We start from the raw sequence: 18593 nt of genomic DNA on the forward strand, positions 1-18593 counted from the left end.
TTGCAATAGTTCTCTTTCTGACCGACCTTATAGCTATTAATTACGAAGCGCAAAAAAAATAAATTCTCTCGTTCCCCACAGTGAAGTGAAACCTATGTTGATTCCGTCTAAATTAAGTCGCCCGGTTCGTCTTGACCATACAGTGGTCCGCGAGCGCCTGTTGGCTAAACTTTCCGGCGCGCATAATTTCCGACTGGCGCTGGTTACGAGCCCTGCAGGTTATGGAAAAACAACGCTCATTTCACAATGGGCCGCAGGTAAAAGCGATCTTGGCTGGTACTCTCTTGATGAGGGCGATAACCAGCAAGAGCGTTTTGCCAGCTATCTGATTGCCGCTATTCAACAGGCAACCAATGGACACTGCGTCGCCAGTGAAGCGATGGTGCAAAAGCGCCAGTACGCCAGCCTGTCCTCCCTTTTCTCTCAGCTATTTATCGAACTGGCCGAATGGCATCGCCCGCTGTACGTGGTAATTGATGACTATCATCTGATTACGAACCCGGTGATCCACGAGTCGATGCGCTTCTTCCTGCGTCATCAGCCGGAAAACCTGACCTTAGTCGTGCTGTCACGCAACCTGCCGCAGCTGGGAATTGCCAACCTGCGCGTGCGCGATCAGCTTCTGGAAGTGGGCAGCCAACAGCTGGCCTTCACCCACCAGGAAGCGAAACAGTTCTTCGACTGCCGCCTGACCTCGCCGATTGAGGCCGCTGAAAGCAGCCGCCTGTGTGATGACGTCGCGGGCTGGGCGACGGCGCTACAGCTGATTGCCCTCTCTGCCCGGCAAAACAACAGCCCGACGCACCAGTCTGCGCGTCGTCTGGCCGGCATCAACGCCAGCCATCTTTCTGATTACCTGGTGGATGAAGTGCTGAACAGCGTCGATCCATCGACCCGTAATTTCCTGCTGAAAAGTTCCCTGCTGCGTTCCATGAACGACGCGCTGATTGTGCGCGTTACCGGCTGTGAAAACGGCCAGCTGCAGCTGGAAGAGATTGAACGTCAGGGCCTGTTCCTGACGCGCATGGACGATCCCGGCGAGTGGTTCAGCTACCATCCGCTGTTTGGCAGCTTCCTGCGCCAGCGCTGCCAGTGGGAGCTTGCCACGGAATTGCCGGAAATCCACCGCGCCGCCGCCGAAAGCTGGATGGCGCAAGGCTTCCCGAGCGAGGCCATTCACCACGCGCTTGCCGCCGGTGACGCCAGCATGCTGCGCGATATCCTGCTTAACCACGCGTGGGGGCTGTTTAACCACAGCGAGCTGACGCTGCTGGAAGAGTCGTTGAAAGCCCTGCCGTGGGAGAGCCTGCTGGAGAACCCGCGTCTGGTGCTGCTCCAGGCCTGGCTGATGCAGAGCCAGCACCGCTACAGCGAAGTGAATACCCTGCTGGCGCGCGCCGAGCAGGAGATGGAAAGCGAAATGGATATCACCCTGCATGGCGAATTTAACGCCCTGCGGGCGCAGGTCGCGATTAACGACGGCGATGCGGATGAAGCGGAACGGCTGGCGATGGTCGCGCTTGATGAACTGCCGCTGGCGAATTTTTACAGCCGGATTGTGGCGACCTCGGTGCACGGCGAAGTGCTGCACTGCAAGGGTGAGCTGACGCGCTCCCTTTCGCTGATGCAGCAAACCGAGCAGATGGCGCGCCGCCATGATGTGTGGCACTACGCGCTGTGGAGCCTGATCCAGCAAAGCGAGATTTTATTCGCTCAGGGGTTCCTGCAGGCGGCCTGGGAAAATCAGGAAAAAGCGTTCCAGCTGATTCGTGAACAGCACCTGGAACAGCTGCCGATGCACGAGTTCCTGTTGCGTATTCGCGCTCAGCTCCTGTGGGCGTGGTCGCGCCTGGATGAAGCAGAAAGCTGCGCCCGTCAGGGTGTGAACGTTCTTTCTGGCTTCCAGCCGCAGCAGCAGCTGCAGTGTCTGGCTCTGCTGGTGCAGTGCTCGCTGGCGCGCGGCGATCTGGATAACGCCCGCAATCACCTTAACCGTCTGGAAAACCTGCTCGGCAACGGGCAGTACCACAGCGACTGGGTGTCAAACGCTGACAAGGTCCGGGTAATTTACTGGCAGATGACGGGGGACAAAAAATCCGCCGCCAACTGGCTGCGTCAGACGCCAAAACCGGAATTTGCCAATAACCACTTCCTGCAAAGCCAGTGGCGCAACATCGCCCGCGTGCAGATCCTGCTGGGTGACTTTGAGCCTGCCGAAATTGTGCTGGAAGAGTTAAACGAAAACGCCCGCAGCCTGCGCCTGATGAGCGATCTGAACCGCAACCTGCTGCTGCTTAACCAGCTTTACTGGCAGGCGGGGCGCAAAAACGACGCCCAGCGCGTGCTGCTGGAAGCCCTGCAGTTGGCGAACCGCACCGGGTTTATCAGCCACTTCGTGATTGAAGGTGAAGTGATGGCGCAGCAGCTGCGCCAGCTGATTCAGCTCAACACGCTGCCGGAGCTGGATCAGCATCGCGCCCAGCGCATTCTGCGCGAGATTAATCAGCACCACCGTCACAAGTTTGCGCATTTCGACGAGAACTTCGTTGAACGCCTGCTGAACCACCCGGAAGTGCCGGAGCTTATTCGCACCAGCCCGCTCACCCAGCGCGAATGGCAGGTGCTGGGGCTAATCTATTCAGGCTACAGCAATGAGCAGATTGCCGGAGAGCTGGCTGTGGCGGCAACCACCATCAAAACGCATATTCGCAATCTGTATCAGAAGCTGGGCGTGGCGCACCGTCAGGATGCGGTGCAGCATGCGCAGCAGCTGTTGAAGATGATGGGATACGGAGTTTAGTTTTGTGCGGTCTGATGCCCTAACCCCGGCCCTCTCGCACGGGGAGAGGGTGAAAGGCTTTTCAACACAACTCTAACTGCAAATTATTATCTTTAATTACCTGCATCACGCCCGCCGGCGGCATCACGTCGGTATAGACCGCATCCACCATGCTGATGCTGCCCATGTTCACCATTGCGTTACGGCCAAACTTCGAATGATCCACCACCAGCATCACGTGACGCGAGTTTTCAATAATCGCGCGCTTGGTGCGCACCTCGTGGTAATCAAATTCCAGCAACGAGCCGTCGGTGTCGATGCCGCTGATCCCCAGAATGCCGAAGTCGAGGCGGAACTGAGAGATAAAATCGAGCGTCGCTTCGCCGATAATCCCGCCGTCGCGGCTGCGCAGTTCGCCCCCCGCGAGGATGATGCGAAAATCATCTTTCTGCATCAGAGTGTTGGCGACGTTCAGGTTGTTGGTCACCACGCGCAGGTTCTCATGATCCAGCAGGGCATGGGCGACCGCTTCCGGCGTGGTGCCGATGTCAATAAACAGCGTCGCGCCGTTCGGGATCTGGCTCGCCACTTTACGGGCAATGCGCTCTTTTTCCGCCGTCTGCGTGGCTTTACGGTCGTGCCAGGAGGTGTTGACCGAGCTGGACGGCAGCGCGGCCCCGCCGTGGTGGCGCAAAATACGGTTCTGATCGGCCAGATCGTTCAGGTCACGACGGATGGTTTGCGGGCTGACGGCAAACTGCTCGACCAGCTCTTCGGTGCTGACGTATCCCTGTTTTTTGACCAGTTCGATAATGGCGTCATGACGTTGTGTTTGTTTCATCAATTATCCCTGAGAATTATGTTCGTTTTCGCGCATGGAGCGTGTCGGCAAGCGCCATTGCCAGCCCGACCGCCAGGCCGGTGACGTGCGCACCATTGGCGATAGACATACCAAACAGATCAAACCATCCGGCAATTAGCCATATTAACGCAAAGGCTATTAATCCGCGTTGTAAATAGATGCCGCTTTCCGGGTCGCGCTCCCCGCGAAGCCAGACGTAGCCCATCAGGGCGTAGACGACACCCGACAGCCCGCCGAACCACGGGCCGCTGAATTTATGCTGCACGTAGCCGCTCAGCAGGGCGCTAATCACGGTGATGACAATCAGCTTACCGCTGCCGAGCCGCTTCTCAACGATGCCGCCGAGATACCACCACCACAGCAGGTTAAAGAGGATATGCATCACCGAGAAGTGCATCAGCGCGTGGGTAAAGTAGCGCCAGACGTCAAACTGCAGCGATGGGTCATACGGCCACGCCAGCGCGATCATTACGCTCTGGTCGCCCACCACGTTCATAATAATGAAGACGATAATACAGGCCGCCATCAGCAGCAGCGTAAACGGGCCCGCACGCTCGCGAATCGTGGCAAGGAAGGGAAAACGGCTGTAATGCAGTCCGCTGCCGGTCTGGCCGGATTGCCAGCTGGCCGCCAGATAGCGCGGGTCGCCAGGGTTCTCAAGAAAACGCGCCAGCTCTTCGTTTACCCGCCCTGCCTGGCTCTCGTCGGCCAGCCAGACGTCGGTCTGAGTATGTTGCTGAATGGTCAGAATAACGCCCTGCGTCGCCATATAGTCGACAAACGCCTGGGCGACGCGCGGGTTGGTAAAAGAGGTGATCATCAACATGGGCAGCGGTCGCTTATTTCCACACAAAAGGGAACAGTATAGCGGGATTAGCGCTCAAACGCGTATTCCACTTCTGCCGGGAAATGACGATGCCAGGCATCGAAGCCGCCATCGACACTGTATACCGCGTCGTAGCCCTGCTGAATAAGATACTGCGCCGCGCCTTTGCTGCTGTTGCCGTGGTAGCACATGACCATTACCGGCGTGTCGAAGTCGTTATCGCGCATAAACGCGCCCAGCGTGTCGTTGGTGAGATGGAACGCGCCCGGCGTGTGGCCCATCGCAAAACTTTGCGGATCGCGGATGTCCACCAGCACCGCTTTTCCCTGGTGCATCTTCTGGTGGGCTTCTTCTACGTTAATACATTCAAACTGATCCATGGTGTTCTCTTTCGCTTATTCAGGTTTTATGCCGCCTGCTGACCCTCACCCCAGCCCTCTCCCTGAAAGGGAGAGGGAGCAAACCATCCCCTCGCCCCTCAGGGGAGAGGGTTAGGGTGAGGGGGTGAAGTTTCACCGCACTATTTTACCCCGTAGTGTACGTCCTGACGGCGGGTAAACGCCATTATGTTATCCATATCACTCTAAATTGTTTTTTTGATGTTACCAAAAGCGCGTTCCTTTGCTATTATGAGCGATATCGAACATTTTTGAGCTTTAACGAAAGTGCATGAGGGTGTTATGGAAACCAAAGATCTGATTGTGATAGGCGGTGGCATCAACGGTGCCGGTATTGCGGTTGATGCCGCAGGACGCGGTTTATCCGTGCTGATGCTGGAAGCTAACGACCTCGCCTGCGCGACGTCGTCCGCCAGCTCCAAGCTGATCCACGGTGGCCTGCGCTACCTGGAACACTACGAATTCCGCCTGGTCAGCGAAGCGCTGGCCGAACGTGAAGTGCTGCTGAAAATGGCCCCGCATCTGGCGATCCCGATGCGCTTCCGCCTGCCGCACCGCCCGCACCTGCGTCCGGCGTGGATGATCCGCATCGGTCTGTTTATGTACGATCATCTGGGTAAACGCACCAGCCTGCCGGGTTCGAACGGTTTGCGTTTTGGCTCAGAATCGGTCCTTAAGCCGGAAATCGTGCGCGGTTTCGAATATTCCGACTGCTGGGTGGACGATGCGCGTCTGGTGCTGGCGAATGCGCAGATGGTCGAGAAGAAAGGCGGCGAGGTGAAAACCCGGACCCGCGCGACCGCCGCACGCCGCGAAAACGGCCTGTGGATTGTGGAAGCAGAAGACATTGATACCGGCGAGAAATTCAGCTGGAAAGCGCGCGGCCTGGTGAACGCCACCGGCCCGTGGGTGAAGCAGTTCTTCGACGACGGCATGCACCTGCCTTCACCGTACGGCATTCGCCTGATCAAGGGCAGCCACATTGTGGTGCCGCGCGTGCATACCCAGAAGCAGGCGTACATTCTGCAAAACGAAGACAAGCGCATCGTGTTTGTGATCCCGTGGATGGACGAATTCTCGATCATCGGTACCACCGACGTGGAGTATAAAGGCGATCCGAAGAACGTCGAGATCGACGAGAGCGAAGTGAACTACCTGCTCAAAGTGTATAACGCGCACTTTAAGAAACAGCTGTCACGGGATGACGTGGTCTGGACCTACTCCGGCGTGCGTCCGCTGTGCGATGACGAGTCTGACTCGCCGCAGGCGATTACCCGCGACTATACGCTCGATATCCACGACGTAGACGGTCAGGCACCGCTGCTGTCGGTGTTTGGCGGCAAGCTCACCACCTATCGCAAGCTGGCCGAGCACGCGCTGGAAAAACTGGCGCCGTACTACAAGGGCATTGGCCCGGCGTGGACCAAAGAGGCGGTACTGCCCGGTGGAGATATCGGCGGAAACCGCGACGATTACGCCGCGAAGCTGCGCCGTCGCTTCCCGTTCATTACCGAAGGGATGGCGCGCCACTATGCCCGCACCTACGGCAGCAATACCGAGCTGTTCCTGGGCGACGCGAAATCGCTTGCCGATCTGGGTGAACATTTCGGCCACGAGCTGTATGAAGCCGAACTGCGCTACCTGGTCGAGCACGAATGGGTTCGCCGCCTGGACGATGCCATCTGGCGTCGTACTAAAGAAGGGATGTGGCTGAACGCAGAGCAGCAGTCTCGCGTGGCGCAATGGCTGCAGCAGCATGCGGGCAAGCGTGAGCTTTCGCTGGCGTCGTAATTGAAAAAATGCCCGGTGGCGCTGCGCTTACCGGGCCTACGGGATCGACCAGGCCGGGTAAGGCGAAGCCGCCACCCGGCTTTGTTTTTACAACCTCACCGGATCAATATGCCAGATCGTCTCGGCATACTCCTTGATGGTCCTGTCAGAAGAGAAATACCCCATGTTGGCGATGTTATGCATCGCTGCGCTGGTCCATTTCTCCTGCTGGCGATATAGCTCATCCACCTTATCCTGGCAGTCCACGTAGCTGCGATAATCCGCCAGCACCTGGTAGTGGTCGCCAAAGTTAATCAGCGAATCCACCAGATCGCGATAGCGGCCCGGCTCGTCGGGGCTGAACACGCCGGTCGCAATCTGCGTCAGAACCTGACGTAGCTCTTCATCCCCTTCATAGAACTCACGCGGCGAGTAACCTTTCCTGCGCAGCGCCTCCACCTCTTCCGTGGTGTTACCGAAAATGAAGATATTCTCTTCCCCGACGTGCTCCAGCATCTCGACGTTCGCCCCGTCCAGGGTGCCGATGGTCAGCGCACCGTTAAGGGCAAACTTCATGTTACTGGTGCCGGACGCTTCCGTGCCCGCCGTGGAAATCTGCTCAGAGAGATCCGCCGCCGGGATGATCAGCTGCGCCAGGCTGACGCTGTAGTTAGGGATGAACACCACCTTCAGCTTGTCGCCAATATCCGGATCCTGGTTCACCACCTTCGCCACGTCGTTGATGAGATGAATGATGTGCTTCGCCATGTAGTAAGCGGAAGCCGCCTTTCCGGCGAAGATCTTCACGCGCGGCACCCACTCGGCGGTTGGATCGGCCTTAATGCGATTGTAGTGGGTGATCACGTGCAGCACGTTCATCAGCTGTCGCTTGTACTCGTGGATGCGTTTGATCTGCACGTCGAACAGCGCTTTGGGGTTTGCCACCACGTTGAGGTGCATCGCCAGCCAGACCGCCAGACGTTTTTTGTTCCGCAGCTTGGCTTCCCGCACGGCTTTATTCACCGTCGGGAAATCAATGTGCTGCTTAAGCTCGCTCAGCTGGCTCAAATCGGTACGCCAGGTGCGGCCGATATTCTCATCCAGCACGTCGGACAGCGGCTGGTTCGCCAGCGCCAGCCAACGGCGCGGCGTGACGCCGTTGGTGACATTGCAGAAGCGCGTCGGGAAGATCTTCGCGAAGTCGGCGAACAGCGACTGCACCATCAGGTTTGAGTGGAGCTCAGACACCCCGTTCACCTTGTGGCTGATCACCACCGCCAGCCAGGCCATACGCACGCGACGGCCGTTGGATTCATCAATAATCGAGGCTCGGCTCAGCAGGCCGGTATCGTTCGGATACTGCTCCTGCAGCGTCTTGAGGAAATAGTCGTTGATCTCAAAGATAATCTGCAGATGGCGCGGCAGGATTTTGCCGAGCATATCCACCGGCCATGTTTCCAGCGCTTCGCTCATCAGCGTGTGGTTGGTGTAGGAGAACACCTGACACGTCACCTCAAACGCGTCGTCCCAGCTGAACTTATGCTCGTCGATCAGCAGGCGCATCAGCTCGGGAATGGAGAGCACCGGGTGGGTGTCGTTAAGGTGAATCGCCGTTTTCTCCGCCAGGTTGGCGTAGGTTTTGTGCAGCTGATGGTGGCGACTGAGGATGTCCTGAATCGTCGCGGAGACGAGGAAATACTCCTGACGCAGGCGCAGCTCGCGGCCGGAGTAGGTGGAGTCATCCGGGTACAGGACGCGGGAGACGTTCTCAGAGTGGTTTTTATCTTCCACCGCCGCAAAGTAGTCGCCCTGGTTAAATTTACCGAGGTTGATCTCGCTGCTGGCCTGGGCGTTCCACAGGCGCAGCGTGTTGGTCGCGTCGGTGTCGTAGCCGGGAATGATCTGATCATAGGCCACGGCGAGGATCTCTTCAGTTTCTACCCAGCGGGACTTTTTTCCTTCCTGCTGGATACGCCCGCCAAAGCGCACTTTGTAGCGCGTATTGTGGCGCTTAAACTCCCACGGGTTGCCGTACTCCAGCCAGTAGTCCGGGGACTCTTTCTGACGGCCATCGACGATGTTCTGTTTGAACATGCCGTAGTCATAGCGAATACCGTAGCCGCGGCCCGGCAGCGCCAGCGTCGCCAGCGAGTCGAGGAAGCAGGCGGCGAGACGCCCCAGCCCCCCGTTGCCCAGCCCCGGGTCGTTCTCTTCGTCAATCAGCTCTTCTAAATCCAGCCCCATCTCTTCCAGCGCGGTTTTGACGTCGTCGTAGATACCGAGCGACAGCAGCGCGTTAGAGAGGGTGCGGCCAATCAAAAATTCCATCGACAGGTAATAAACCTGCCGCGTCTCCTGCGAAAGCTGAGCGCGGTTTGAGCGCAGCCAGCGTTCGACCATGCGGTCACGCACCGCAAACAGCGTGGCGTTCAGCCACTCGTGCTTGTTGGCAATGACCGGGTCTTTCCCGATGGTGAACATCAGCTTGTAGGCGATGGAGTGCTTTAACGCCTCAACGCTGAGCGTGGGTGAAGAGTAGCTAAATGGAGCGTTCATATCAGTAACTTCGCCTCGTTACATCAAGCGTTGATAGAGATCGCGGTACGACTGCGCCGCAACGTGCCAGCTAAAGTCCATGGACATCGCCTGACGCTGTACGTAACGCCAAAGGGATGGACGGGACCACAAGACGAAAGCACGCCGAATCGCCCGAAGCAGCGACCAGGCATTACTGTCTTCAAAGACAAACCCGCTGGCAATACCGTCCGCCAGGTTTTCCAGAGAGCTATCCGACACCGTATCCGCCAGCCCGCCCGTGCGGCGCACCAGCGGCAGCGTGCCGTATTTCAGGCCGTAGAGCTGCGTCAGGCCGCAGGGTTCGAAACGGCTCGGCACCAGAATCACGTCCGCGCCGCCCATGATTCGGTGCGAGAACGCTTCGTGATAGCCAATCTGCACGCCCACCTGCCCCGGATGTTCCGCGGCGGCGGCGAGGAAACCCTCCTGCAGCACCGGGTCGCCTGCGCCGAGCAGCGCCAGCTGTCCGCCCTGCTCCAGTAAACCGGGCAGCGCTTCCAGCACCAGATCCAGTCCTTTCTGGCTGGTCAGGCGGCTGACCACCGCAAACAGCGGCACCTTGTCGTTGACCTTCAGCCCCATCGCAATCTGCAGCTGGCGTTTGTTTTCGGCTTTGTCTTCCACCGAGTCGCGGCCATAGCGCGCCGCCAAAAGGAGATCGGTTTCCGGGCTCCAGATCTGTTCATCCACGCCGTTCAGAATGCCCGACAGGCGGCCTTCGCGGTGGCGCTGCTGCAGCAGCCCTTCCAGACCGTAGCCAAACTCCGGCTGGGTGATTTCACGCGCGTAGGTGGGGCTCACCGCCGTAATGTGATCGGCATAGTACAGCCCGGCCTTCAGGAACGAAATTTGCCCGTTGAACTCCAGACCGTGCATGTTATAGAACGACCATGGCAGATCGATGTCATTCATATGATGGGCGTAGTACATGCCCTGATACGCCAGGTTGTGCACCGTAAACACCGATTTTGCCGGATGCCCTTTTGCCGCCAGATATGCAGGCGCCAGCCCGGCGTGCCAGTCATGCGCATGCACTATATCCGGACGCCAGAACGGATCCAGCCCGACGGCCATCTCCGCCCCCACCCAGCCGAGCAGCGCAAAGCGCAGCACGTTGTCGGTATAAGCGAACAGGTTCGTATCGTGATACGGGCTGCCCGGTCGGTCGTACAGGTGCGGCGCGTCGATCAGGTAGATCCCTACGCCGTTGTAATGCCCAAACAGCAGGGTGATGCGTCCGGCAAACGTTTCACGGCGGGTCACGACCTTTGCATCAGGTATGCCGCGCCGGATATCCGGGAAGGCGGGCAGCAGGACTCGGGTATCCACCCCTCCGGCGATCTGCGCCGCGGGTAATGCACCCAGAACATCTGCCAGACCGCCCGTTTTTAACAACGGGAACATCTCAGAACATACGTGTAAAACCTGCATCATCGCTCCTGTTTGATCTGCAGCTTCCGCAACATTTCCCGTGTGACTAACACGATCCCCTCTTCAGAACGGTAGAAGCGACGCGCGTCTTCTTCCGCGTTTTCACCAATCACCATTCCCTCAGGAATGACGCAGGCCCGGTCGATCACGCAGCGACGCAGACGACACGAACGCCCTACCCAGACATCCGGCAGCAGGACTGCCGAATCGATATTACAGAATGAGTTTATACGCACGCGCGGGAACAGCACGGACTGCACCACCACCGAACCGGAGATAATGCACCCGCCGGAGACCAGAGAGTTCAGCGTCATGCCGTGGCTGCCGGAGCGGTCCTGAACAAATTTCGCAGGCGGCAGGGATTCCATATGGGTACGAATCGGCCAGTTCTGGTCGTACATATCCAGCTCGGGCGTCACGGACGCCAGGTCCAGGTTGGCTTTCCAGTATGCTTCCAGCGTTCCCACATCGCGCCAGTAAGGCTCCGCATTCGGGTCGGACTGTACGCAGGACAATGGGAAAGGATGTGCATAGGCCATGCCAGCTTTGGTTATTTTTGGGATGATGTCTTTGCCGAAGTCGTGGCTGGAGTTTTCGTCTTTGTCGTCTTCTTCCAGTAGCTCATAAAGATAATCCGCATCAAAGACATAGATCCCCATGCTGGCGAGCGATTTGGTGTCATCCCCCGGCATGGTGGGCGGGTTCGCCGGTTTTTCTACGAAGTCGATAATCTTATCGTCCGCATCCACGTGCATCACGCCAAACGCCGTCGCCTCGGCAACGGGCACCGGCAGACACGCCACGGTGCATCGCGCCCCTTTTTCGACGTGGTCGATCAGCATATGCGAGTAGTCTTGCTTGTAGATGTGGTCCCCGGCGAGGATCACGATGTATTCCGCGCTGTAGCGACGAATGATGTCGAGGTTTTGGGTCACGGCATCCGCCGTGCCGCGGTACCAGTTTTCGCCGTGAACGCGCTGCTGCGCCGGGAGCAGATCGACAAACTCGTTCATCTCTTCGCTGAAGAATGACCAGCCGCGCTGGATGTGCTGCACCAGGGTGTGCGACTGATACTGCGTAATGACGCCAATGCGGCGAATGCCCGAGTTCAGGCAGTTGGAGAGCGCAAAGTCAATGATGCGAAACTTACCACCAAAGTGAACGGCCGGCTTGGCACGCTTGATGGTCAAATCTTTCAGACGGGTACCACGCCCGCCCGCGAGTATCAGGGCAACCGTTTTTAAGGGTAGCTGGCGTGCCAACATTAAGGGATCGTTCTTCTCTAATCTAACCATGACTAACTCCTTTTTTATCATCTTTGGAATACGCACACTCCGTGCGCAGGCCCGTGCCAGACAGCCATTACTACCGGATTATCCGCTCCGGCAAAGGGGGGAACGGCTCGCCACTCCCCGTCAGGTAAAACAATCTCTGCGACGTCGTCCGTCGCGTTCAGCGTCACCAGCCACTTATCCGAGAGCAGAATTTGCAGACAGGTGATGCCGTGTTGCCACTCTTGCGCGCTCAACGGTTGCGCGTCTTTATTCAGCCAGCGAACGTTGCCGTCGCCCTCTTCCCACCAGCGGTCGGCGGTAAGGGCGGGGATCTGCTGGCGAAGGTGGATCAGCGCCGCGGTGAAATGGGTCAACCCACTGTTCGCCTCCCCCCAGTCGAGCCAGGTCAGGGTGTTGTCCTGACAATAGGCGTTGTTGTTGCCGTGCTGGCTATGGCCGTGCTCGTCGCCCGCCAGCAGCATCGGCGTGCCCTGCGACAGTAAAAGCGTCGTCAGCAGCGCATGAACGCTGGCGCGTCGCCGCTCGATCACATCCAGACTTCCGCCTAATCCTTCTATACCATGATTGAAGCTATGGTTATTGTTAGTGCCATCGCGATTCTCTTCGCCGTTGGCCTCATTGTGTTTCTGATTGAAACAAACGCAGTCGCGCAGCGTAAAACCGTCGTGCGCCGTCACCAGGTTGACGGTGGCCGACGGACGTTTGCCGTCGCGCTTAAAGAGATCGCTGGAGCCGGCAAAGCGCCCGGCAAATTCGCCCAGTGACAGATCGCGCGCCAGCCAGAAGCGGCGGATGGCATCACGGTAGTGGTCGTTCCACTCGGCAAACAGCGGCGGGAAGTTCCCCACCTGATAACCGCCGTCACCGATGTCCCACGGCTCCGCGATAAGCTTCACCTGTGAAAGCACCGGACAGTTTTTGATTGCCTCAAACAGAGGCGCCTGCTGGCTGAATGCCGGCGTGCGCCCCATCACGGGCGCCAGGTCGAAACGGAAACCGTCCACGTGGAACGTCTCAACCCAGTATTTCAGGCACTCGTACGCGTAATGCGTGACCGCCGGGTGACTGAGATTGAGGGTGTTACCGCAGCCGGTCCAGTTCTCGTAATCGCCGTCGTCCCTGATCCAATAATAGCTACGGTTATCGATTCCGCGCTGTGAGAGCGTCGGGCCGTCAAGATCGCTTTCCGCACTGTGGTTCAGCACCACGTCCAGAATGACCTCAATTCCCGCGGCGTGGAGCGCCTTCACCGCGTCGCGAAACTCATCCCGCGCCTTCTCCGGATGCGCGGCATAGCGCGGTTCCAGGGCGAACATCGCCAGCGGGTTGTAGCCCCAGTAGTTGCTCAGCCCCAGGCGCTGCAGGCGCGGCTCGCTGGCGAAATGCGCCACGGGCAGCAGCTCCAGGGCCGTGATGCCCAAATGCTTCAGGTAAGCGACCATCGTCGGATGCCCAAGCGCCTGATAGGTGCCGCGCATCTCTTTGGGGATCGACGGGTGCAGGTAGGTCAGCCCTTTGACGTGCGCTTCATAAATGACGGTGTTGCCCCACGGCGTGCGCGGCGGGGCATCGTCTTCCCAGTCGTAGAGATCGTGCACCACCACGCTTTTTGGCGCGACGGGCGCGCTGTCGCGGTGGTCGGGCTCGCCGTAGCCGACGTGGAACAGCGGGTCGTCTTTGAACTCGCCGTCCACGCGGTGCGCGCACGGGTCAATCAATAGCTTCGCCGGGTTAAACCAGTGCCCCTGAGAGGGCTCCCACGGGCCGTGTACGCGAAAACCGTAGTGCATCCCCGGACGCCCGCCCGACAGGTAACCGTGCCAGATGTCTCCCGTGCGGGACGGTAAATCGTAACGGTGCTCGTTACCCTCCCCATCAAACACGCAGAGCTCCACCCGCTCCGCGTGAGCAGAAAAGAGCGTGAAGTTCACCCCCTTTCCGTCATAGCTCGCGCCGAGCGGTTCGGGTTTACCTGCCGTAAGCTGCGTCATTCTCCCTCCCGCATCAGCCAGATGGTGCCAAGCGGCGGCAGCGTCAGGCTCAGGGAGTTTGGTCGCCCGTGGCTTTCGACGGCATCGCTCTGCACCAGCCCGCCGTTGCCGGCGTTGCTGCCGTGGTAGTGCATGGAATCGGTATTCAGTATCTCGCGCCATTTGCCCGGCTGGTTAATGCCGAAGCGGTAGTGTTCACGCGGCACCGGCGTGAAGTTGCTGGCGACGATGATCTCGTTGCCCGCTTTATCGCGACGCACAAAGACAAACACCGAGCGCTCGTGATCGTCCACCACCAGCCACTCAAAGCCGTACGGGTCGAAGTCCAGCTCGTGCAGCGCTTTGTGGTGGCGGTAGGTCAGGTTCAGATCGCGCACCAGACGCTGCACGCCGTGATGCCAGTTGTCGCCGCCTTCCAGCAGATGCCAGTCGAGGCTTGAGTCGTGGTTCCACTCGCGCCCCTGGGCGAACTCATTGCCCATAAACAGCAGCTTTTTGCCCGGGAAGGCAAACATCCAGCCGTAGTAGGCGCGCAGGTTGGCAAACTTCTGCCACGCGTCGCCGGGCATGCGGTCGAGAATGGATTTTTTGCCGTGTACCACTTCATCGTGCGACAGCGGCAGCATGAAGTTTTCGGTGTAGTTGTAGAGCAGCCCGAAAGTGAGCTTATCGTGGTGATACTGACGATAAACCGGGTCGAGCTTCATGTAGTCGAGGGTGTCGTGCATCCAGCCCAGGTTCCACTTATACCAGAACCCCAGGCCGCCTGATGACGGTGGGCGGGAGACGCCTGCAAAGTCCGTCGACTCTTCCGCCATGGTCACGGCGCCGTCCACCTGCTCGCCAATAATGCGGTTAGTATTGCGCAGGAACTCAATCGCTTCCAGGTTTTCACGGCCGCCGTACTCGTTCGGGATCCACTCGCCCTCTTTGCGGCTGTAGTCGCGGTAGATCATCGAGGCCACCGCATCCACGCGCAGGGCGTCAATGCCAAATCGCTCGATCCAGTACAGCGCATTCCCGACCAGGTAGTTCGCGACTTCACGGCGCCCGTAGTTGTAGATCAGCGTGTTCCAGTCCTGGTGATAGCCTTCGCGCGGGTCGCTGTGCTCGTACAGCTTCGTGCCGTCAAACTCTGCCAGCGCAAAATCGTCCGACGGGAAATGGCCCGGCACCCAGTCGAGGATTACGTTCAGCCCGGCGGCGTGCGCGGCATCAATGAAATAGCGGAAGTCATCCCGCGTGCCGAAGCGGCGCGTCGGGGCGTACAGCCCGGTGGGCTGATAGCCCCAGCTGCCGTCGAACGGGTGCTCGTTAACCGGCAGCAGTTCGAGGTGGGTAAAGCCCATCCATTTGGCGTACGGCACCAGTTGATCGGCGAGCTCCCGATAGCTGAGCCAGAAGTTGTTATCGGTGTGGCGGCGCCAGGAGCCGAGATGCACTTCATAAACGGAGATCGGCGCATCAAAGCGGTTGGCCTGCTTACGCTCCTCCGTCTGGACGACCTTCTCCGGCAGGCCGCAAATCAGCGACGCGGTATCCGGGCGCATCTGCGCCTCGAAGGCATACGGGTCGGCTTTAATGCGCAGCTTGCCGTGGGCGTCGATCATTTCGAATTTATAGAGCTGGCCGTTGTGCGCCCCGGGGATAAACAGCTCCCAGATTCCCGTCTCACGGCGCAGGCGCATCGGGTGGCGGCGGCCGTCCCAGTAGTTGAACTGCCCGACAACGGAGACGCGCTGGGCGTTAGGCGCCCACACGGCAAACCGCGTACCGGTAATTCCGTCCATGGTATCCGCATGGGCACCCAGCGTTTCATAAGGGCGAAGATGCGTGCCTTCGGAGAGCAGCCAGGCATCCATCTCTTTCAGCAGAGGGCCAAAGCTGTAGGGATCGTCGATCAGGTTTTGCTGGCCGTGCCAGATAACGGCGAGCTGATAGCGAAAGGGGTTTTTACGGCGGGGCATGACGCCCGAGAAAAAGCCGCGCGAGTCGAGGCACTCCAGGTTGCCCACCTTGCGGCCGGTTTTGGGCTCGATGACCCACACTTCGGTGGCATCCGGTAACAACGCCCGGACTTCCAGCCCGGCCTCTGTATGGTGCATCCCCAGCACGGAAAAGGGGTCGGCAAAGTGACCCGCAATTAGCGCATTAATCACGTCTCTATCCACACGATCGGACATGGTATTCATCCTGTTTTTTATGTCGTCCTTTTTTAGCGCCTGGGACGACTTTAATGTGACCTGAACGGGCATCCACTTAGTCCCGTCCTAACCTCAGGTAAGAAATGACTCTTCCTTAAAGCATAGCCAACGCTCTACACGACTCCTGATAAAAATAAGACATACGCGCGTTACTCCATGTATTACGCAAAAAAAAGGGGGTGAAAATCACCCCCGGTAGTTAACAAATTATTACGCCAGCTGACGCAGCATGCGGCGCAGCGGCTCGGCGGCTCCCCACAGGAGCTGGTCGCCAACGGTGAACGCGGAGAGGTACTCCGGCCCCATGTTTAGCTTGCGCAGACGGCCAACCGGCGTGGTCAGCGTGCCGGTAACGGCTGCCGGGGTCAGCTCACGCATGGTGATATCGCGATCGTTTGGCACCACTTTCGCCCACGGGTTGTGCGCGGCCAGCAGCTCTTCCACGGTCGGAATAGACACATCTTTTTTCAGTTTAATGGTGAAGGCCTGGCTGTGGCAGCGTAGCGCGCCGATACGCACGCACAGACCGTCAACTGGGATCGCCGACGCGGTATTGAGGATTTTGTTGGTCTCGGCCTGGCCTTTCCACTCTTCGCGGGTCTGACCGTTATCCAGCTGTTTGTCGATCCACGGGATCAGGCCACCGGCCAGCGGTACGCCAAAGTTATCCACCGGCAGCTCGCCGCTGCGGGTCAGCTCGGTCACTTTACGTTCGATATCAAGAATAGCGGACGCCGGGTTTGCCAGCTCGGCCGCAACGCTGTGGTGCAGCTGGCCCATCTGGGTCAGCAGCTCGCGCATGTGGCGCGCGCCGCCGCCGGACGCGGCCTGGTAGGTCGCCACGGAGACCCACTCCACCAGATCCTGCGCGAACAGGCCGCCGAGGGACATCAGCATCAGGCTGACGGTGCAGTTACCGCCGACAAAGGTTTTCACGCCGTTATTCAGGCCGTCAGTGATGACGCCCTGGTTAACCGGGTCGAGAATAATGATGGCATCGTCTTTCATACGCAGCGAAGAGGCCGCGTCAATCCAGTAGCCCTGCCAGCCGCTTTCACGCAGCTTTGGATAGATTTCGTTGGTATAATCGCCGCCCTGGCAGGTCACAATAATATCAAGTGCCTTCAGCGCCTCCAGATCGTAAGCATCCTGCAACGTGCCTGTGGTACCACCAAAGGACGGAGCAGCCTGGCCGAGCTGAGAAGTGGAGAAGAAGACCGGGCGGATAGCGTCGAAATCGCGCTCTTCAACCATGCGTTGCATGAGTACAGAGCCGACCATACCGCGCCAGCCGATAAAACCAACGTTTTTCATAGCATTTTTTTCCTGCTGAGGGTGTGTGCTGATTGTGCAAGCCAGTATTGAACTGGGATATGCTTCACATTACAAAATGCTGCCAAAGTCGCAAGCGAAATTAATCGATGATTGCCCGGCAATCAGAAATACAGCTAATTATCATAATAACCATAGAGAGTTTCAGGGATAATTTACATGAGTGAAATCATTTCAGCAGCGGTTTTATTGATCCTGATAATGGATCCACTGGGCAACCTGCCAATCTTCATGTCGGTGCTGAAGCACACCGAGCCAAAGCGTCGCCGGGCGATCATGATCCGCGAGCTGCTTATTGCCCTGCTGGTGATGTTTATCTTCCTGTTTGCCGGTGAAAAAATCCTCGCCTTCCTGAACCTGCGTGCCGAAACCGTTTCGATTTCCGGCGGGATTATTCTGTTCCTGATCGCCATTAAGATGATTTTCCCGAGCGCGGAAGGCAGCAGCAGCGGCCTGCCCGCGGGTGAAGAGCCGTTTATTGTGCCGCTGGCGATTCCCCTCGTCGCCGGGCCGACGATTCTGGCGACGCTGATGCTGCTGTCGCACCAGTATCCGAACCAGATGAGCCATCTGGTGATTGCCCTGCTGATCGCCTGGGGCGGGACGTTTATTATCCTGCTGCAGTCGTCCCTGTTCCTGCGCCTGCTGGGTGAGAAAGGGGTGAACGCGCTGGAGCGTCTGATGGGGCTGATTCTGGTAATGATGGCGACGCAGATGTTCCTGGACGGAATCAGGGCGTGGATGAAAGGATGACTTTCTCCCTCTCCCGTGGGAGAGGGCCGGGGTGAGGGCATCAGGCCGCAGAGGACAGCCCACCTACCCCTTACGAATCAAATACCGGTACGGCAGCGCCTCGGTCTGCTGTGCCACCAGCTCATGCTCCATAAAGGTACAAAAGCCGGGAATATCGCGCGTGGTGGCCGGGTCGTCGGCAATAATCAGCAGCGTTTCACCCGTCTGCATGTTGCGCACGGTTTTGCGTACCATCATTACCGGCTCCGGGCAGCGAAGGCCCTGGGCATCAAGGGTGTGGTCTGGGCTGGAAAACAGGTCGGTCATGATCTTCTCGGTCAGGTAAAAACGGCTGTAGTTTACGCCCCGGCGCGGGCAATGCAAACCAGGTTAACG

13 protein-coding genes are annotated in these 18593 nt (G+C 58.5%); 3 read left to right on the top strand and 10 right to left on the bottom strand.

Annotated elements, in window-relative coordinates:
• Nucleotides 1-94: 94 nt before the first annotated feature.
• Nucleotides 95-2800, top strand: coding sequence for an HTH-type transcriptional regulator MalT (malT, locus tag ACR42C_RS21315; RefSeq protein ID WP_061096855.1), 2706 nt, complete (start codon nucleotides 95-97; stop codon nucleotides 2798-2800).
• Between the two features lie 61 nt (nucleotides 2801-2861).
• Here the strand turns inward: malT and ACR42C_RS21320 are convergent, their stop codons facing one another.
• The 3 genes from ACR42C_RS21320 to glpE are packed head-to-tail and all read right to left on the bottom strand — an operon-like array spanning nucleotide 2862 to nucleotide 4847.
• Nucleotides 2862-3620 (bottom strand): DeoR/GlpR family transcriptional regulator, encoded by a 759-nt coding sequence (locus ACR42C_RS21320; RefSeq protein ID WP_028014684.1) that lies wholly within the window; start codon nucleotides 3618-3620, stop codon nucleotides 2862-2864.
• Nucleotides 3621-3636: 16 nt separating this feature from the next.
• Nucleotides 3637-4467, bottom strand: a complete 831-nt coding sequence (glpG, locus tag ACR42C_RS21325; RefSeq protein WP_166712536.1) for a rhomboid family intramembrane serine protease GlpG — start codon at nucleotides 4465-4467, stop codon at nucleotides 3637-3639.
• Nucleotides 4468-4514: 47 nt separating this feature from the next.
• Nucleotides 4515-4847, bottom strand: a complete 333-nt coding sequence (gene glpE, locus ACR42C_RS21330; protein ID WP_096928555.1) for a thiosulfate sulfurtransferase GlpE — start codon at nucleotides 4845-4847, stop codon at nucleotides 4515-4517.
• 300 nt (nucleotides 4848-5147) lie between these two features.
• Between glpE and glpD the strand changes: the two genes are divergently transcribed.
• The gene (glpD, locus tag ACR42C_RS21335) at nucleotides 5148-6656 is read left to right on the top strand and encodes a glycerol-3-phosphate dehydrogenase (RefSeq protein ID WP_116342727.1); all 1509 of its coding nucleotides are present in this window, start codon (nucleotides 5148-5150) and stop codon (nucleotides 6654-6656) included.
• 87 nt (nucleotides 6657-6743) lie between these two features.
• Here the strand turns inward: glpD and glgP are convergent, their stop codons facing one another.
• The 6 genes from glgP to asd form a co-directional block, all read right to left on the bottom strand.
• Nucleotides 6744-9191, bottom strand: coding sequence for a glycogen phosphorylase (gene glgP, locus ACR42C_RS21340; RefSeq protein WP_116342729.1), 2448 nt, complete (start codon nucleotides 9189-9191; stop codon nucleotides 6744-6746).
• 18 nt (nucleotides 9192-9209) lie between these two features.
• Nucleotides 9210-10643 (bottom strand): glycogen synthase GlgA, encoded by a 1434-nt coding sequence (gene glgA / locus ACR42C_RS21345; RefSeq protein ID WP_479985216.1) that lies wholly within the window; start codon nucleotides 10641-10643, stop codon nucleotides 9210-9212.
• The gene (gene glgC / locus ACR42C_RS21350; RefSeq protein WP_023333724.1) at nucleotides 10643-11938 is read right to left on the bottom strand and encodes a glucose-1-phosphate adenylyltransferase; all 1296 of its coding nucleotides are present in this window, start codon (nucleotides 11936-11938) and stop codon (nucleotides 10643-10645) included. Before glgC ends, glgA begins: the two co-directional genes overlap by 1 nt.
• A 17-nt stretch (nucleotides 11939-11955) precedes the next feature.
• Nucleotides 11956-13929, bottom strand: coding sequence for a glycogen debranching protein GlgX (glgX, locus tag ACR42C_RS21355; RefSeq protein WP_163330636.1), 1974 nt, complete (start codon nucleotides 13927-13929; stop codon nucleotides 11956-11958).
• Complete coding sequence (gene glgB / locus ACR42C_RS21360) at nucleotides 13926-16112, bottom strand: 1,4-alpha-glucan branching enzyme (RefSeq protein ID WP_116342733.1); 2187 nt, start codon at nucleotides 16110-16112, stop codon at nucleotides 13926-13928. Before glgB ends, glgX begins: the two co-directional genes overlap by 4 nt.
• Before the next feature lie 231 nt (nucleotides 16113-16343).
• Entirely contained in the window at nucleotides 16344-17447 is a 1104-nt protein-coding gene (gene asd / locus ACR42C_RS21365) for an aspartate-semialdehyde dehydrogenase (RefSeq protein WP_061096847.1), read from the bottom strand.
• A 177-nt stretch (nucleotides 17448-17624) separates the two neighbouring features.
• Between asd and yhgN the strand changes: the two genes are divergently transcribed.
• Nucleotides 17625-18218 carry an NAAT family transporter YhgN gene (yhgN, locus tag ACR42C_RS21370; protein ID WP_003861574.1) on the top strand — a complete coding sequence of 198 codons (594 nt, stop codon included), beginning with the start codon at nucleotides 17625-17627 and terminating at the stop codon, nucleotides 18216-18218.
• Between the two features lie 63 nt (nucleotides 18219-18281).
• Here the strand turns inward: yhgN and tusA are convergent, their stop codons facing one another.
• The gene (gene tusA, locus ACR42C_RS21375; protein ID WP_008503071.1) at nucleotides 18282-18524 is read right to left on the bottom strand and encodes a sulfurtransferase TusA; all 243 of its coding nucleotides are present in this window, start codon (nucleotides 18522-18524) and stop codon (nucleotides 18282-18284) included.
• Between the last annotated feature and the right edge of the window lie 69 nt (nucleotides 18525-18593).

It is taken from the genome of Enterobacter sp. MG-EB028 (genome assembly GCF_056673305.1).

Bases quoted from the DNA above. Each gene is read 5' to 3' on its own strand.
- malT (WP_061096855.1), top strand. From the start codon at position 95: ATGTTGATTCCGTCTAAATTAAGTCGCCCGGTTCGTCTTGACCATACA.
- glgX (WP_163330636.1), bottom strand. From the start codon at position 13,929: ATGACGCAGCTTACGGCAGGTAAACCCGAACCGCTCGGCGCGAGCTAT.
- asd (WP_061096847.1), bottom strand. From the start codon at position 17,447: ATGAAAAACGTTGGTTTTATCGGCTGGCGCGGTATGGTCGGCTCTGTA.
- glgP (WP_116342729.1), bottom strand. From the start codon at position 9,191: ATGAACGCTCCATTTAGCTACTCTTCACCCACGCTCAGCGTTGAGGCG.
- yhgN (WP_003861574.1), top strand. From the start codon at position 17,625: ATGAGTGAAATCATTTCAGCAGCGGTTTTATTGATCCTGATAATGGAT.
- glpG (WP_166712536.1), bottom strand. From the start codon at position 4,467: ATGTTGATGATCACCTCTTTTACCAACCCGCGCGTCGCCCAGGCGTTT.
- glgC (WP_023333724.1), bottom strand. From the start codon at position 11,938: ATGGTTAGATTAGAGAAGAACGATCCCTTAATGTTGGCACGCCAGCTA.
- glpD (WP_116342727.1), top strand. From the start codon at position 5,148: ATGGAAACCAAAGATCTGATTGTGATAGGCGGTGGCATCAACGGTGCC.
- glgB (WP_116342733.1), bottom strand. From the start codon at position 16,112: ATGTCCGATCGTGTGGATAGAGACGTGATTAATGCGCTAATTGCGGGT.
- glgA (WP_479985216.1), bottom strand. From the start codon at position 10,643: ATGCAGGTTTTACACGTATGTTCTGAGATGTTCCCGTTGTTAAAAACG.
- ACR42C_RS21320 (WP_028014684.1), bottom strand. From the start codon at position 3,620: ATGAAACAAACACAACGTCATGACGCCATTATCGAACTGGTCAAAAAA.
- tusA (WP_008503071.1), bottom strand. From the start codon at position 18,524: ATGACCGACCTGTTTTCCAGCCCAGACCACACCCTTGATGCCCAGGGC.
- glpE (WP_096928555.1), bottom strand. From the start codon at position 4,847: ATGGATCAGTTTGAATGTATTAACGTAGAAGAAGCCCACCAGAAGATG.